Origin of the sequence: Ruminococcus sp. D54t1_190329_F1, assembly GCF_015551645.1 — a bacterium.
Taxonomy (GTDB): Bacteria; Bacillota; Clostridia; order Lachnospirales; family Lachnospiraceae; genus Blautia_A; species Blautia_A faecis.
In genome coordinates, this window is sequence record NZ_JADNDC010000040.1 from 19,131 (window position 1) to 36,539 (window position 17,409).

The window sequence follows — 17,409 nt, forward strand, 5'->3', positions numbered from 1 at the left end:
TTTTTAAGGCAGGTGCAGAACGCATCTGCTGTATCCTTTTTACCTGTAACTTTACAGTAAGAAACAACATAATGGATGAGGAACTAAAAGATTACTATGTGCCGCAAATATTCCGCAAGGTGTTTTGTGAACATAGCAAAGAACAGCCCAGAGAAAGAGGGAGGAAAGACAGAATGAAAAAAATTGGGTTCGATAATGACAAATATCTGAAAATGCAGTCCGAGCACATTCGTGAGAGAATCAGCAAATTTGACAACAAACTTTATCTGGAATTTGGAGGCAAGTTATTTGATGACTACCACGCTTCCCGTGTTCTTCCAGGATTTGAGCCAGACAGCAAGCTGCGCATGCTGATGCAGCTTTCCGACCAGGCAGAGATCGTAATCGTAATCGGTGCGCCTGATATTGAGAAGAATAAGATTCGCGGTGACCTTGGCATCACATATGATGAGGACGTACTCCGTCTGATGAACGAGTTTACAAGCAGAGGGCTTTATGTAGGAAGTGTCTGCATCACACGTTACTCCGGACAGGACAGCGCAGATGCATTCAAGAAGCGTCTGGAGAAGCTTGGAATCAAGGTTTATGTCCTTTATAATATTCCAGGTTATCCAAGCAATACTTCCCTGATCGTAAGTGACGAGGGATACGGCAAGAATGACTATATTGAAACCACCCGCCCACTGGTTGTTATCACGGCACCAGGACCTGGAAGCGGAAAAATGGCTACCTGTCTTTCCCAGCTTTATCATGAATACAAGAGAGGAATCAGCGCAGGCTATGCCAAATTCGAGACTTTCCCGATCTGGAATATCCCGCTGAAGCACCCGGTAAACCTGGCTTATGAGGCTGCTACCGCTGATCTGAATGATGTCAACATGATTGACCCATTCCATCTGGAAGCTTATGGTCAGACTACTGTCAACTATAACCGTGACGTAGAGATTTTCCCTGTTGTACAGGCTATGTTTGAGAAAATCATGGGCGAGTGCCCATACAAATCTCCTACAGATATGGGAGTTAATATGGCTGGAAACTGTATTGTAGATGATGAGGTTTGCCAGGAGGCTTCCCGTCAGGAGATCATCCGCAGATATTACAAGAGTATGGATGCGCTTATGTCCGGTACCGGCACAGAGGAGGAGGTTTACAAGATCGAGCTTCTTCTGAAGCAGGCACATGCCACACTGGAGGACCGCAAGGTTGTTCCTGCTGCCCTGGAAAGAGAGAAAGAAACTGGTGCTCCGGCTGCTGCCATGGAGCTGGAGGACGGAAGGATTATCACAGGTAAGACCTCTGATCTGCTTGGTGCATCCTCTGCCCTTCTTCTGAATGTGTTGAAAGAGCTTGCAGGAATTGATTACCAGAAGCATGTGATCTCCCCGGATGCTATTCACCCTATTCAGGAGCTGAAAACAGATTATCTTGGAAGTAAGAATCCGCGTCTTCATATGGATGAGACCATGATTGCCCTTTCCATCAGTGCTGCTACGAATCCAGAAGCACGTCTTGCCCTGGAGCAGTTTCCAAAGCTGAAAGGCTGCCAGGCACATACTTCTGTTATGCTGTCTTCTGTGGATGTACTTTCCTTCCGTAAACTGGGCGTGGAGCTGACCTGTGAGCCGAAATTCGAGCAGGGGAAGAAGCTGTAGGGATAAGCAGGCATAGATTTTGTTGCTGCGTAATATAAAGCTCTGACAAATGATTATTAAAAAAATTATCATTTGTCAGAGCTTTTTCTTTCCTACTTTCTCCAAACTTCAAGTATTTTTTCATTTTTACTTCAATTATTTTTAGAGCGAGTTTGAAAAATCACCGTTCTTCTGCGGTATCACATTCCCCGCTCATCTTCTTCGCAGTCTCTTCAGGCACTTCGATCAGTCCAAATTTCCAGAACAATGGGTAAATATAAGAAATCCCTCTAATATCCCCTAATGCCTTGGGGCGTTTCACGATGCCGGATATCTGCCGGCAATTTTGGAATGCCATTTTTATGCTGCTCCAGGATAAGGTTTTGCTGTTTTCCCGGCGGTCGATGAGAAGCTCTTTGTTGTAGGTTCCGTCTTTGCCGATTTTCAGCTTGTACTGGTATGGGAGACCAGAGGCTGTGCGAAATGGGTAGTTTTGGAAGGCTGCAATTGCTGACCAAAGAGTCTCTTCCACACAGTTCTGTCTAAGAGCATCAAGAACTATCTGCTGCTCATCTGTCAATTCCAACTTGTCATATGCTTTTATTATTCTATCTGTAAATCCAGTTTCGGCTTTGTACTCATCATTTTGTTCCTTTACTTTATCCCAATTGCCGTTCTCTTTCTCCAGCATTACTTTCAACAGCCTTATAATTCCTTTGATTTCCTGCACACTCTGAACACTCAATACATGGAAATCTATTTTCTTTTCCCTGGAACTATATTTCTCTTCCAGAAGCTTTGCCTTTTCCTCATCATGATCCTTGTATCTGGCTTTCCCGGACATATAAGCATAAGAATTGGCAGTTCCCGGATATTCAATATTTTCCTGCAGATAAAATGGAGATGGATTCTCTTCCAGATCATGCTTCAGGCAATTCAGTTTCTCTAAAAACTTCCCGGTAACTTCCGGGTAATGCTCTTTTATATACACAAGATTCTTATGCAGACATACTGCACTTTTTTCCATCATCTGCCGTTCTTTTGGATTCTTCAGACAGTCATATTCATAATCCTGAACTTCATGTCCTTCCATGGAACGGATCAACTCACTATACCAGTACATATGCTGCGCAGAATTGTCCGGAAACATAAAGTAAGTGGAAAATTCATGGTCGATCATCGGAGCCAGCCTCAGAATTTCTCCTTTTTTATTACAAACGAACGCAATATTCTCATAGTGATAATTCTGATCGCCTTTCAGCACAGAAACCAGGATCTGCATGGCAAGCTGCTCTGCCATATCTTTATGATTCTGGAAATAGGAAGCCTCCAGAATATCCGTATAGTCATAAAACATCATACAGTAATTCTCATACTGATCTATATCTACCTTTTTATCCGGATACTTCCGAAAGAATTCCAGAAGATTCAAAAGCTGCTCATCTTTATTATAAATCCTTGGAACCACAGTCCCATAATCATAGTATTTCTGTGTCTCTTCTTCATAACCATGGCAAAAAGCCAGCTGATATAAAGGCGCCGATACAAAATATTCATTTATCACATTCGACCAGAACACTTCCGCATAAGCGAACAAAGGCGTAGAAAATGGCTTGGATTTACTCAACGGCTTAAAAATCTGATTTCCACTGTAAACTGGAAAATGTTTCTCTCCCTTTACTACGCCGACTGCTTCCGCGATCAGATTGCCTATTCTGTCTGCATAATTGAAGTGGACAGTTTCATAATTTATTTTCAAAGGTCTCACATCCTTTTTGTTTAAAAAGATTCAATCTGACATCTTTCTTTTCAGAAAAAGCCTATCTTCCTTACTCAAACTCCTTCTTCAGCGCATCCTCCATCACATCTACCGGCGCTTCCACACCTGTCCAGAGGGTGAAATTCAGTGCGGCCTGCTGTACCAGCATTCCAAGACCGGTGATAGTTTTTGCACCATTTTCTGCTGCAGACTTTAGGAAAATTGTTTCCGCAGGATTAAATATGACATCGCATACACACATTTCCGGTGTGATGGTAGTATAATCAATGTCTGGCTTGTCTGTCACATTTGGAGAAAACCCGATTGAAGTGGCATTGATTAAAATATCTGTATCAGATGGAATTGCCATATTGTTTTTCCAGTTAAGATACTTTGCACTGCTATCTGTTTTCATCTGAATAAGAGATGCCAGTTCCTCACCTTTTTCAATGCTTCGATTGATAATATTGATATGGGCAGCCCCATTTAATGCACATTCAACAGCTATCGCCCTGGCTGCTCCGCCAGCGCCAAGAATAGTCACATTTTTCTTATCCAGAGTCTCACCAGAATTCTTCAACGCGGTTACAAACCCTTTTCCATCCGTATTCTCACCGAATAGTTTTCCCTCTTTCTGGATAACCGTATTCACTGCTCCGATAATCTCTGCTGCCGGACTCAGTTCATCCAGATAAGGGAGAACCTTGATCTTGTGAGGCATGGTAAGATTGATTCCCTTCATGCCAAAGATTTTCACACTGTCCATTGCCTTTCCAAGATCCTCTGGAAGCACTTTAATGGTCAGATAACGATAATTCAAATTTTTCGCTGCAAACGCAGCCTCCTCAACTACACCAGTAGGATTATCATCCACTGGATCACCAAAAACGCCTGTTAATTCTGCACGATAGTTTTTCATATTTGAATGCCCCTTTCTCTTTTTTCAAAATCATCCTTAAAATCGAATCCAAACTCACTTTCACAATGCATCCGAATAAATACCGCTCACTCCCATAGCCCTGTATTTCTCCCATTGTCCCCGGTAATTCACAGTATGGGTATATACTTTGATCTTGTATTTCTTAAAATATTTCACTACTTTGGAAGTTACCCGTCCTTTTGGAATTGTTACTACGTTGCCGGATAATGGGATCCTTGGTATACCAATGGCTCTGGGCGTGTGCCGGCTAGGCGGGAATTATGAGAACGGCTATTAATAAAACAATTGTGTATAAAAGTTTTTTCATGTATTTATTTTCCCTAAAAACACATTGTAACTGAAAAGTACGATTAACCAGATTCATAACTTTTCCCCCTTCGCACATGCTCCTATATAAAAATAGATTTCATAGTATTACTATTTCCTGTTTTTATAATGATACCATGAAAGCTTTAGAGTCTCAATAATTTTGTGGGCAGCAATATTGCCAGCGTCTCAAGGGTTATGGTTCACTCCCCAATGCCAATCCGATCAGTCTATCCGCCTGATCTGCCATGAATAACGGAATATTCAACACATCATTGTCCAGTTTCAGATTATCCAGTGAGAAACGGATGCGTAGCTTGACCTTATCAGGGAACAGTTCCTTGAACTTCTTCATACTCTTGCTGGTTGTGTTTGCTTCGGATTTGACCTCCACGGGAAAGATGTCGTTCTCCCGCTGAATGAGGAAATCCACTTCGTAAGGTGGGTTGTTCTGGCTCCAATAACGAGGCATGACTTCAAACTGAGTAATTAAAGTCTGCAACACAAAGTTTTCGGTTAATGCGCCTTTGAATTCAGTAAAAAGGCGGTTGCCTTCGCCAAAAGCAGTGGGGGCCAACTGTGCCAGACGGCGAAGCAGTCCCACATCCACCAGATAAATTTTGAAAGCCGACAAGTCATCGTAAGCTGCAATCGGCAGGCCAGGAGCTGAGCTGCGATAAATTTTATGCACTAAACGGGCATCCACCAGCCATTGTAAGGCATTCTCGTACTCACGGGCTCGTGCACCTTCCTTGACCACTTTATAGATGAACTTCTTGTTCTCTCTTGCCAGTTGAGACGGAATGGATTTCCAGATCATTGAGATTTTCGGGAACTCGCTGAGATTAGGATGTTTGGCAAAATCACGCTCATAGGCTCCGAGGATTCCGGATAATGCTTCCTGCATAGCAGAAACATCCCGTGCCTCCGTCCACATCAATACCGACTCCGGCATACCACCGGTGACATAGTACATTTTCAGCTTCTCATACAGCGGATTAAAGAAGGCGTCAGGGATGGGTTCAAGGGTGTCCACCTGTTCCAGATACTGTGCCAGGTTTTCATCACCGTTGGCAAGCAGGAATTCATTAAAGGTCATCGGGTCAATCTGCATAAAGTTGACCTTACCGACCGGAAAAGAAGAGGGTTTCGCCAGAGCAATACCTAACAGAGAACCGGCGCAGGCAACGTGATACTGCGGTGCGTTCTCGCAAAAATACTTCATAGAGTTAATGACCTTAGGGCAGTCCTGCACCTCATCAAAGATGATAAGGGTTTTTTCAGGCACAATTTTTTGACCGCTTGCCAGCATAAGGTTTTGTAGAATCCGGTCCACATCCTTGGTTGTTTCAAAAAATTGCTTATATTCTTCATTTTCGTCGAAGTTAAAGTAAGCTGTATTTTCATAATAACGTCTGCCGAACTCTTTCAGAATCCAAGTCTTTCCTACCTGACGTACGCCCTTCAATATTAAAGGCTTGCGGTAGGGAGAATTCTTCCAAGCCAGCAACTTTTTTAAGATAAATCGTTCCATAGAATCACCCGTCACATTTTTATTGGAGTTTTATGCTTGATAATCACATTTTTATTAGAGTTTTGTGCTTAATAATCACACTTTTATTATATGCGAAATTCATGAAATTACAACCGAAAACACAAAATTATTTAATTTTAATGCTTAGCAATCACACTTTTATATGAGAAAGGACTGGAAATGGATTGCTCCATTTCCAGTCCTTGCCCTCATTGCGGTATATTTCACCCGAATTCGGTTGCTGTAGCCGCTACTGCGCCCTCATCTGGGCGAAATCTCCCACAAATTATGACGCACATCTTGCAGAAAGCCTTTTTCAAACATGTGCTAAGATTGCAGAATTCCGGCAGCGCGAAGATTTGCCAGAAGTGTATTTAGCTGTGTCACAGCATCCTCTGTACCAGTAGCATCTGCTACTGCCGCTGCCGGAGTTGGCGCTGGGCCAGTAGGACCAATCGGGCCGTCTGCTCCGACAGGACCGGTTGGGCCTGTCGCTCCGGCTGGACCGGTTGGGCCTGTTGCTCCGGCTGGACCGGTTGGACCTGCTTCTCCAGCGGGACCGGCGGGGCCAGTTGCTCCGGCTGGACCGGTTGGGCCTGTTGCTCCGGCTGGACCGGTTGAGCCTGTCGCTCCGGCTGGGCCGGTTGGGCCGGTTGAGCCTGTCGCTCCGGCGGGGCCGGTTGGGCCGGTTGAGCCTGTCGCTCCGGTGGGGCCGGTTGGGCCGGTTGAGCCTGTCGCTCCGGCTGGGCCGGCTTCTCCGGCAGGCCCCATAACGCCTGGCATACCAGGCTCTCCCTGCGGGCCCATAGGACCTGCAGGGCCTACTGCTCCCTGGCATCCTCTTGGTCCCATAGGACCAGTCACACCGGGACACCCTCTTGGACCAATAGGTCCCATAGGACCGGTTGCACCACGAGGCCCTGTGGCTCCCTGTCCCGAACAACTGCAATCGCAGCCGCAGCGATTATTGTTTCCAAAACAGGATGTACAGGTGATATCACCAGAAGCTTCCTTTTCAGAAGAATTTTTCTGATTATGACGATCAAAAAACATACACATTCTCCCATAACAGCTTAGATATTCACTATCAATATATGAAATACTAACAATACAGGTGAATTTTCCCTCTCACTCCATACCCCAAACATCCCAGAAATACTTCTCATTTCCAATAACTGCCTGATGCAGAGGCTTCAATACTCTTGCCTTTTTATGAAATTCAAACGCCTCCCTGTGCCTTCCCGCTTTATCCAGACATACACACATCTGTATCGCAGGTATAAAATCATGACTGTCTGCAATATAAAAACCGCCGTTTTTCTTTTTCCGTGGCGCAAGAAGAGCCTGCTGATACCAGTATGCTGCCGTCACATACTCCCTTTTTTCCATAAACAATCTTCCTATCTCACAACAGATCTCCGCTCTCGGAACATCCATCGTAAAGCTGTAAAAAAGTATATCAAAAGCAGCTGCATTCTCTCCCATTGCCTGATAACAGCAGGAAAGAACCAGACAGCTGTTCAGTTTATCCTCTATCCAGCCATCTGGTTCTTCCAGAAATTTTTTTAAAATTAAAATTGCATACTCATATTGCTTATGATAAAAAAGCTCCCGCCCATAATAAAAGAAATGTCTCGGTTCCATTTTTTCACCGGCATCAATCATCTGCTCATATATATGCAGATTGCGAAAAGACTCTCCAGCCTTTATTTTTCGATGCTCAATCACCACATCCGAATATAAAATATTCCCCGCAGGAACAACCGTTTCGTGGACGCGCCCCTGCCATCTGAAATTCCGGGAAGTCTTCATAATACGCTCTCTGTAATAAGAAAACGTAACATGCTCCCATTCATCAAATCCCACTGCATAATCCATCATAACCACATCCGTATCTGAATCCATGCTCTCTTTCAACCTGAGCAGCTTCTCTTGATTTTCCGGCGTAATGACGTCATCTGCATCCAGCCACATCCAATAATCCGTATCTGCTTTTTCCGTAATAAAATTGCGGGCAGCAGAGAAATCATCTTTCCACAAAAAATCATAAACCTCATCGGTAAACTCCCTGGCAATCTCCTTCGTTTTATCCACCGATCCGGTATCGCAAATATAGATTTTGTCCACAAGCTTGCTCATCGGCGTGAGGATTCTGCGAAGTACCGCCTCCTCATTTTTTACGATCATACACAGGCCAATTGATATCATTCCAAATATCCTTTTTTCAATAGCCTATGCAGGACAAATTACTTCTATTCCCATTTGCCGCTTCCGGATATCCGCATTTTTTCCAGCAATAACGCTTTCCTTACGGATTACCTGTCATTTGTGTCAGTGACAAAGTCTCCAAAATCTGGGAAAATAAAAATACAAAACATTCCACATAGAAAAGAGGTGCTGAATATGAGAAAAAAAATATGGAAAATACTACCTCTTGTGACCGGACTTGTGCTTCTGACTGCCAGTAGCGCTCTCACCGTTCATGGAGAAAGTGACAACACCATTGACGTAACCCTGTTCAAGCTTAACCTTCCGGATGACTGGAGCTATGATCCGAATGATATCAGCGATTATGAATACACCTGCTCCGTCAGCGTATTCGAAGGTGCTGACAAGGACAACTCACAAAATGATTTCACCATTAAAGCAAATGAAGAATCAAGCTACTCTTTCCGCAAATATCTGCAGACCTCCGATATCGATCTTCATGACTATGCAGACGGCACTATTGAAAAAACAACCATTGGCGATGTGGATTATATACGAACCACAGACAATTTTGACAGAATTTACTACATTTATCGTCACGAGCCATCCGGTGTGACCTACAAAGTTATCATTTCCGGAGAAGAAAATGATTCTGTCAGAAACGTTTTTAACAATCTGGAACTGAAATTAGAGGACACCGGCAATGTAGAAGCACCTTACCCATGGGATGGAACTCCATTCACACCGGCTCCGCAGAGTATAGCTGTTGGAGATTATACCGTCACTCCGGAGTATATTCCATTTAGTGTTTCCCAGAACGGATTTGAGATCATGCGTCACCAGTTTGCAATATCTGGAGACCGGATGTATCATCAGCTGAATAATACTCTGGAAACTTACGAATATACTGGAAGCACCCTGAATCTTCTTTCTTCTGATACAATGGACGAGCAGGGAATGGATCTTTTTACAGACACGGACGGAAAACTTTATATTTCCCGTAACGGTGGAAAAGGAATCGTTATGAAAGACGGGCAGACCATATTGGAGACCGGCACAAGCGGTTACCTGTCTGTACACCCATCCGGTGCCTGGGGCATTACCAGCTACCTTGGCTATGATACGGAAAAAGTAACCTTCCAGGACGGCAGCGTGCTTACAGAGCCCTGGATCTTAACCTCCATGAATGATGACGAGGCACGAACCGGTATTTTTAAATTTGTCAGCCTGGTTGAGATCAGCAATGATCATATTATGGTATACGGACGTCTTGCAGGAGATGACACCCCATCGAAAATAGCAGTTTATGATCTGGAGGGCAACCAGCAGCTGCTTCTTGGCGGTGACCAGCACGAGGATCCTGCTTATTTCGGAAGTCTCACGGGAATAGCTGAGACAGCGAATGGCTATATTGCAGCAGATGGAAATATGCGAGAATTCTACTTCTGGTCAAAGGACGGAACTCTCCTCGCCGAAGTAGACTGCTACGATATGTTTGGAACCAGATACCCCTGGATTGAAGATATGAAAGTTGCAGAGGATGGTTCTGTGATGGTTCTTATGACACAGGACCGTGACGACGACTCTGCAAGCGAATTAATGGTATTCCGACTTACAGGTTTCTGATACATTCCCCTCACGAAAGGGCAGGTTGTGGAGAACATCCACACCTGCCCTTTTAAGTATCGTAACTTGTATATGATTTTTAACCGTGTCACAACAAAATGCCGCTTGTCCATGCAGCAATTAATGAGCTGCACAGACAAACGGCAAGCACTTCTTCTGTAAAGAAATTTATTCAATTTTGAAAAGATCTATCATGCTCTTCACAGGGTCAAAAAATCCATCAACAACTGATTTTCAATGTATACGCATACTGTTTCTGGATATTTTCCGGGATCTTTACTGACAGATTTTCTCCCTTCTGCTCCCAGGATAATTCACCAGCTTCTCCCAGTAATGTAACAGTTGCTCCCGAAGGGATCTCCAGATCCTTGATTACTACAGAAGCGTCAAGCTCTTCATCCAGGATCACGGCATACAACTGATTTCCTTTCTTTGTGAAACGAACCTGCTGTCCCTTCTCAGTTTCTGCTTCCTGTTTTTCCCAGTAGGTTGTTTCGTAAATAGCCTCTCCATTAATCTTCAGCCATTTTCCAGTTTCCAGCAGAGGCTTTTTCTGTTCCTCCTGAATGCTTCCGTCAGCTCTCGGACCTACATTAAGAAGTAAGTTACCATTTTTGCTCACTGCATCAACCAGCATATAAATAATCTCTTTGGCTTTCAGCATATACTTAGGATCTTCGTTCTGATTGTATCCAAAAGACATTCCCATTCCACGGGTCAGCTCCCATTTTTTCTTCTGAAGCTTCATCTCATTTGCATACTCCGGAGAAGTATAATCACAGAATCCCTCTGGAACTAAAATACCACTTATTCCACCCTCAGCCAGCTGTTTATTCAGTTTTTCAACCAGGCGCTTCTTCTCTTCATCAGAATGTACGCTATACTGACGCCAACGGTCATTAATTACACCCTCGGGAACTGTATTATAATAATCCGCATACAACTCATTCAAATCACACTGTGCCGGAAATCCAATATCATTCCAGAGAATAGACGGTTTATATTTATGGATAAGTTCTTCTGTCTGATTCCAGGAATACTCAGCATATTCATCTGTTACCACATGGTGATTTACCCAGTTTTCCATACCATCAATTGGGTAATCCTTAAATGTCCAGTCGAAAATACCGGAATAATACAGGCCCATCTTCATGCCTCTTGCACGTACTGCATCTGTAATTTCTCCAACCAGATCACGTTTTGACTGATACTCTGGCATCTTGGGGTTTTTATATTCACTTGGCCACAGACAATATCCATCATGATGTTTGGTAACAAGTACTACATACTTTGCACCTGCTTCTTTAAAGAAGTCAGCCCATTCATCTGCACTCATTGTCTTATTTGCTTCTTCAAATTTTCCCTGGAAATCAAAATAATTATAATTTTCGCCATATACTTCTTTATGATGAAGATTTGTAGGTGTTCCCTCAATTCTTGATGTATTCAGATACCACTCCGCATAGGGTGAATTTCTCATAGAATTTCCAAATCCATCATCGGACTCTGACAGCTCTGCCAGATTTTTTCCTTCTACTGGTGCCCATGCGGGAACAGAAAAAAGTGACCAGTGAATAAATATACCAAATTTTGCGTCATTATACCACTGTGGTACCTCGTGTTTAGAAATAGATTCAGCAGTTGGTTCAAACTTCATAATAAATACCTTCCTTTCTTCTCAGTTTTCGTTCGATATATTAATCCTTTTTACGTCTCGCAATAATTGTTGCGATCAGGATCAATGCTGAAATAATCATCTGCCAGAAAGAATTAACACCATTTATGGTAAGACCATTGGAAATAATGGTAAGAAGAAGTGCTCCCATAACGCTTCCTGCAATACTTCCCTCTCCTCCTGACATTGCAGTTCCTCCAAGCACAACTGCAGTTAACGTATCCATCATCATATTTGACGCCAGATTCGGCTGACCTGTTGCCAGCCGGCTGGTCAGGATCATTCCGGCAAAGCTTGCGCATAAGCTGCAGAATACAAAATACAGAAGCTTGTATTTAATAACAGAAATTCCTGCCAGCTTCGCTACATCAGCATTTCCTCCAATAGCAAGTGCATATCTTCCGATCAAGGTTTTTGATAATACAATACCGCAGATAATTACCAGTATCACCATAAAAACGACCTGGGCCGGTATACCGAAGATAAAGCCACGTCCTAAGAATTCAAATTCCTGAGGCAAATTGTATATAGCTGTTCCTCCAGTGATCAGGCTTGCACTTCCATTTGCCAGATTCATAGTTGCCAGTGTAACGATCATAGATGGTAAATTGAATTTTGTAGTCAATATTCCATTAAATAATCCCAATAAGGCTCCAAGTAAAAGACCAATAAGAATTGCCACCGGAATGGAAACACCTGTTGTCAGCAATTTTGATACAACCATACCGGTTAAACAGGCAACCCCGCCGATTGAAAGATCCAGCTCACCTGAAATCATAACAAAGGTAACTCCCATTGCCACGATGATCATAACAGCGGACTGCCTTACAATATTCATCAAATTGGCTGCTGCAATAAAAGTGCTATTCAAGCATGTAAAAATAATACATAATACTGCAATCACACCCAATAAGCCAATCTGATTTAAAATTCCCTTTGACTTTATCATGAGTTTTTTGTCATTCATTGTGAACCTTCCTTCCTGTCGCGTACTCCATAACTCGTTCTTCCGTATATTCTTCCTTTAATAATTGTCCGGTCACTCTGCCTTCATACATTATTAAAAGCCGGTCACTCATACCCATTACTTCTGGAAGCTCTGACGAGATCAGAACAATTGCCATTCCCTGCGCAGTAAGCTCATTGATCAGCTTATAGATCTCAGCTTTTGCACCTACATCAATTCCTCTGGTCGGTTCATCAAGAATTAAAATTTTAGGATTTGTGGATAACCACTTTCCGAGAACTATCTTCTGTTGATTTCCTCCAGATAGATTCTTTGCCTTCTGCAGCCCGCCTGTGGTCTTTACTTTTAGCTTTTGAATATATTTCTCCGACATTTTTGTCAAAAAATTATCATCAATAATTCCAGCTTTTCTATGCTTATGTACTGTTGGCAAACTCAGATTTCTAACTAAAGTATCCTCCAGAATCAAGCCTTCCTGCTTTCTGTCTTCTGTTACCCATGCCATTCCCAATTTTATAGCATCACGACTACTTTTTATCTGTACTTTTTCCCCCTGAACAAAAATTTCTCCGCTTCCAATTGGCATTTCTCCAAATATCATTCGAACAAGCTCTGTTCTTCCAGCTCCAACCAGGCCAGCAATCCCTAATACTTCGCCTTCTTCTACTTTAAGCGACACGTGCTGGGGGATATATGCATTGTTCAGCATTCCCTCTTTTACTCCGGAAATATCTTTCAATTCCAGACACACATCGCCATGACACTTTCGTTCCCTCTGGTAAAAATCCGAATATTCTCTTCCCACCATCAAACGGATTACTTCTTTTTCATTTGTTTCTTCTGTGTTCAGTTCCGCAACTTTTTCTCCATCTTTCAGAACTATGATCTTATCAGCAAGTTCAAAGACCTCTTCCAAACGATGGGATATAAAAATAAAGGATACGCCCTGCTCTTTCAATTTTTTTATAATTGTAAAAAACTTACGGATTTCGGCCTGAGACAAAGATGAAGTAGGCTCGTCCAGAATAATGATCCTGGCATTGTGATTGATTGCCCGTGCTATCTCAAGGAGCTGTCTGCCTGCAATTTCAATCTCTGCAACCTTTGTCTCTGGTTGTGCATTTAATCCAACCATTTCCAGCAATTCCAGGCTTCTCTTCCGCATTTCTTTTTTATTTACAAAACCGCGTCTGGAGCTTTCTTCTCCAATAAAAATATTTTCTTCTACATTCATTAATGGAAGAATCTGCAGCTCCTGATGAACCATTTTAATTCCAATTTCTTTTGCCTGCTGAATGGTAAAACTGCTATATTCTTTATCACCGTAAGAAATAGTGCCTTCATCAGGTTTAAGACTTCCAGATATAATATTGCAAAGAGTGCTCTTGCCGGCACCATTTTCACCGGCAAGAGCATATACCTTACCAGCTTCGATAGAAAAGCTGATATGATGTATTACTCGCACATTTCCGAAAGATTTTGCAATATTGTCCAATCTGATAATTGTTTTGTCCATATACCTCAAACCTTTCTTTCACGTAAGTATTATTTGTACTCTTCTAATTCGTCTTTCTTCGCCTGATCATCTGTCAGATATTCCTCAACGTTGTCTGCTGTTACAAGGATTCCAGGTACTACTACATCACCAGTCTTTTTTCCATCAATTGCGGAGAGGGCAGCATTCATAGCTTCTTCTCCGATTGAATAGGAATCCTGCGCAACAGTTGCCTTATAATAGCGGCCATCCTTCAGTGCGTTTAACTGACCTTCTTCGTTATCGATTCCAACTAAAGCAATATCCTCTCTGCCTGCAGAGCTTACAGAAGCAAGTGCTCCAAGTGCAACACCAGCGTTACTGCCATAGATAATATCCAGAGTGCCTTCCGGGTTTGCGATCAGAAGGTTATCTGTTAATTTCTGACCACCTTCAGCTGTACACTCTTCTACCGTCTCTTCTTTAATTGTTACATCCGGATACTCTTTCAAAGCTTCAATGAAGCCTTCATTTCTCTGATTCATTGTTTCCAGAGCCGGATAACTAAGTACAATTACATTACCTTTTACTTCTCCATATTTTTCTTTCAGCATATCAGCAGCATATTCGCCGGCAGTTTTACCCATATCTTTATTTCCACTTCCAACGCGGGCATAAACTTCTGCACCTTCAATGAAAGAGTCATAGTTAATTACAGGTATTCCAGCTTCATTTGCTTCTTTAATTGACGGTATCAGTGCCTGTGTGTCTACAGGTCCTACAATAATTGCATCATATTTCTGCAAAATTGCCTGACTCATAAGATCAGCTTCTTTGCTTACATCCAGAGCAGCATCAAACATATCAACCTGTACACCGTTTTCTTCTCCCACTTTCTTGATTTCTGCACCAATGTATACAAAGAAATCAAACTGATTAGCAGCCGAAATATAAGCTACCTTTTTTGCACTTTCTTCTGCATGAACAACTGCTGTATTCATTCCTAATGCTCCTGCCGCCATAGATACGCTCAATACGATAGATGTAATTTTTTTCATTTCTTTTCCTCCTAAACATTTTTCTTAAGTTTATATGCTACACAATACTGTTTTACTTTTACCCCAATATGTAAATTCTACCCTCCTTTTCAATACATGTATTTTATTTTTCCTTGTCACGACATTACTTGATATGACAAGTTAGTTTTTTAAAAATGGCATAACTCCTATTATGCCATCTTTGTCCTAGAATGATTTCCTGCGTTGCAGGTCGTACTTGATAATTCTTCTTTGCTGTATCATGGAAGAAGTTCCACTCATACGCTTCAATAATAATTTCACAGCTTCTTTTCCATATTTGAAAAAGTGCTGTTCGAATGTGGTAAGACCAATTGTCGGAAAGCTGCTCCAGTTGTAGTTTCCGTAACTGATCAATTTCAGATCATCTGGTATATCCTTTCTCAGTTCACTGGCAGCCTTATATGCTGCAAATGCAACAGTATCATTCATTACGATCAGAACATCCAGATAGTCATTTTTCTGCAGATATTCCTTTATATCTGTAACGATGTCATATTTTGTTACACTTTCATGAAATTCAGATTCTGTATTTCTAAGTAAAAGCTGTCCCTCACGGATAGGAATTCTTGAATCCTCCAAGGCTTTCTTTATACCATTCTTCCTGGCAGAGCATGTAGAAAAGTCCTGATTCCAGGATGAATAGAATCCCACATTCTTCATTCCACTCATGATTGCAAGTTGAGTAACACGATATGCACTCTCAAAATCCTCACCTGTAACAATATCAAATTCATTATCCTTCGGTTCTGCATCAAGAAAAACAATAGGAACCTCAAGTTTCTTTAATTCATCTACGATCATTGAATCTCCGTAATAAAAGCTGTATATGATTCCATTTGGTCGTATTGTCTTTATGCTTTGCAGGAATTTCTCAATATCCGCTTCATTTCTTGGTTCCATCAGTGTTACCAGCGTGTACTGTGTTTCCCTGAGAGATTTCTGTATGCCAGATAGCATGTCAGAAACAATTCCAGCAGCGAACAGTTCCGGATAATTAGGTAATATAAGTAAAACCTTATCTACGTCTGCGGATGCCTCGACTGTTTTTGGCTTTACAAAAGTGCCTATACCTTGCTGTCTGTACAGCACTCCAGTAGTAACCAGCTCATCCAAAGCCTTACGTACTGTAATTCTACTGCTGGCAAAAGCCCGGCACAATTCATTCTCACTAGGGATCTTATCATTCTCCTTATAAATTCCCTGGCTGATCTGTTCTTCAATTTTATTTTTAATTATTTCATATTTTGAAATATTCTCTGACATTTTCTAACCCCGGCTTGGTTATAATTACTTGTTATTACAAGTTTAATTATACACTACATTTTGAAAAAGTCAATTATAAAATGTGAACTTTTTCTGGAAATTCACATTTTCAAAAACTTACATGTGAACTTCCAGAAATTTTACAACTAAATCCAGCTTATATCCATTCATCAGCATTCTGAATCAAGTCAATGATTTCATCCAACGGACATTTGCTTTCCACATATGCATCATACAACGCCTGTTCCTCTATTTTCACCCTTCACATACTTCTCAATCAAGCACTGGTGTTCCTTACTTTTTTTATCATAATTGATTCCAACAAGAAGAATATCGCCTGTGTAATTCAGTATCGAAGAAGGATACTTTTTAGTCTTAATTTGTGTTAATGCAGTCTGCGCATTCTGGTTCCACTTCAATTCCACAAGCAATGCCGGATAATCATTTTTGTACTCTGGCTTTGGGATAAATACAAAGTCAGCAAATCCCCGTCCTGTAGAAAATTCACGGATTGGCTTAAAATAGTATTGCATTGCGCTTAAGTAGGCAATTGTAAGCACACTGCTCAAGGAATTCTCATTATTATACTGAATTACTGACACATGCTCGTTATGGATTTTTTCAATCTCTTCTGCAACCGCCACACCATCCATATCCAATGTAGCATCCAGCAGATTTTCCGAATTCAGCTGCAATATCAGCATTTCATTCCACTTTTTACTCTCAACAGCAGTCGTCAACTCCTGCCGTATCTCCTCATTTGGTACAAAAGCAGTCTTCCTGATCTCATTATAACCAAGGTATCCTAAATGGATCATATAAGTCAATACATCATCTTTACTTTTAATATCTTCCGTATCATTTTGAAAATGTTGATTGTCAAGTAAAATTGACCCACTTTTACGTTTAATTTTGACCCACCTGAATTCAGAAATCACCTGATTTTC

At 41.8% G+C, this 17,409-nt stretch carries 14 protein-coding genes; 2 read left to right on the top strand and 12 right to left on the bottom strand.

Translation table 11 applies throughout. The annotated features are described in order from the left end of the window. Positions 1–173 precede the first annotated feature (173 nt). Positions 174–1,652 (top strand): DUF1846 domain-containing protein, encoded by a 1,479-nt coding sequence (locus tag I2D69_RS16085; protein WP_195380231.1) that lies wholly within the window; start codon positions 174–176, stop codon positions 1,650–1,652. A 160-nt stretch (positions 1,653–1,812) separates the two neighbouring features. Here the strand turns inward: I2D69_RS16085 and I2D69_RS16090 are convergent, their stop codons facing one another. From I2D69_RS16090 to I2D69_RS16110, 6 genes are all read right to left on the bottom strand, one after another. Beyond that, positions 1,813–3,390: a hypothetical protein gene (locus I2D69_RS16090; protein WP_195380232.1), complete on the bottom strand. Its 1,578-nt coding sequence runs from the start codon at positions 3,388–3,390 to the stop codon at positions 1,813–1,815. Positions 3,391–3,460: 70 nt separating this feature from the next. Beyond that, entirely contained in the window at positions 3,461–4,309 is an 849-nt protein-coding gene (gene aroE, locus I2D69_RS16095) for a shikimate dehydrogenase (protein ID WP_148463478.1), read from the bottom strand. Positions 4,310–4,832: 523 nt separating this feature from the next. After that, entirely contained in the window at positions 4,833–6,170 is a 1,338-nt protein-coding gene (locus I2D69_RS16100) for an ATP-binding protein (protein WP_148463479.1), read from the bottom strand. A 224-nt stretch (positions 6,171–6,394) separates the two neighbouring features. Then, positions 6,395–6,469, bottom strand: a complete 75-nt coding sequence (locus I2D69_RS21225) for a DUF6783 domain-containing protein (protein WP_334285861.1) — start codon at positions 6,467–6,469, stop codon at positions 6,395–6,397. 28 nt (positions 6,470–6,497) lie between these two features. After that, a complete protein-coding gene (locus I2D69_RS21230) occupies positions 6,498–7,223 on the bottom strand; it encodes a collagen-like protein (protein WP_148463480.1) in 726 nt (241 codons plus the stop codon). Between the two features lie 75 nt (positions 7,224–7,298). Next, positions 7,299–8,378 (bottom strand): glycosyltransferase family 2 protein, encoded by a 1,080-nt coding sequence (locus tag I2D69_RS16110; RefSeq protein ID WP_173719264.1) that lies wholly within the window; start codon positions 8,376–8,378, stop codon positions 7,299–7,301. Positions 8,379–8,573: 195 nt separating this feature from the next. On the opposite strand from I2D69_RS16110, the gene I2D69_RS16115 reads away from it, so the two are divergent. Continuing rightward, a complete protein-coding gene (locus tag I2D69_RS16115) occupies positions 8,574–10,004 on the top strand; it encodes a hypothetical protein (RefSeq protein WP_173719263.1) in 1,431 nt (476 codons plus the stop codon). A gap of 220 nt (positions 10,005–10,224) precedes the next feature. On the opposite strand, the gene I2D69_RS16120 is transcribed toward I2D69_RS16115, so the two are convergent. The 6 genes from I2D69_RS16120 to I2D69_RS16145 form a co-directional block, all read right to left on the bottom strand. Continuing rightward, positions 10,225–11,661: an alpha-L-fucosidase gene (locus I2D69_RS16120; RefSeq protein WP_173719262.1), complete on the bottom strand. Its 1,437-nt coding sequence runs from the start codon at positions 11,659–11,661 to the stop codon at positions 10,225–10,227. A 40-nt stretch (positions 11,662–11,701) separates the two neighbouring features. Continuing rightward, on the bottom strand, positions 11,702–12,646 hold the full coding sequence (locus I2D69_RS16125) for an ABC transporter permease (RefSeq protein ID WP_173719261.1): 945 nt from the start codon (positions 12,644–12,646) through the stop codon (positions 11,702–11,704). After that, positions 12,639–14,162 carry a sugar ABC transporter ATP-binding protein gene (locus I2D69_RS16130; protein ID WP_173719260.1) on the bottom strand — a complete coding sequence of 508 codons (1,524 nt, stop codon included), beginning with the start codon at positions 14,160–14,162 and terminating at the stop codon, positions 12,639–12,641. The genes I2D69_RS16125 and I2D69_RS16130 overlap by 8 nt, the downstream gene beginning before the upstream one ends. Before the next feature lie 29 nt (positions 14,163–14,191). Beyond that, a complete protein-coding gene (locus I2D69_RS16135; protein ID WP_173719259.1) occupies positions 14,192–15,178 on the bottom strand; it encodes a sugar ABC transporter substrate-binding protein in 987 nt (328 codons plus the stop codon). 186 nt (positions 15,179–15,364) lie between these two features. Then, positions 15,365–16,462, bottom strand: a complete 1,098-nt coding sequence (locus I2D69_RS16140) for a GntR family transcriptional regulator (RefSeq protein WP_173718833.1) — start codon at positions 16,460–16,462, stop codon at positions 15,365–15,367. A 230-nt stretch (positions 16,463–16,692) separates the two neighbouring features. Beyond that, a partial coding sequence (locus I2D69_RS16145) for a PD-(D/E)XK nuclease domain-containing protein (RefSeq protein WP_195380233.1) occupies positions 16,693–17,409 on the bottom strand: 717 nt, incomplete at its 5' end.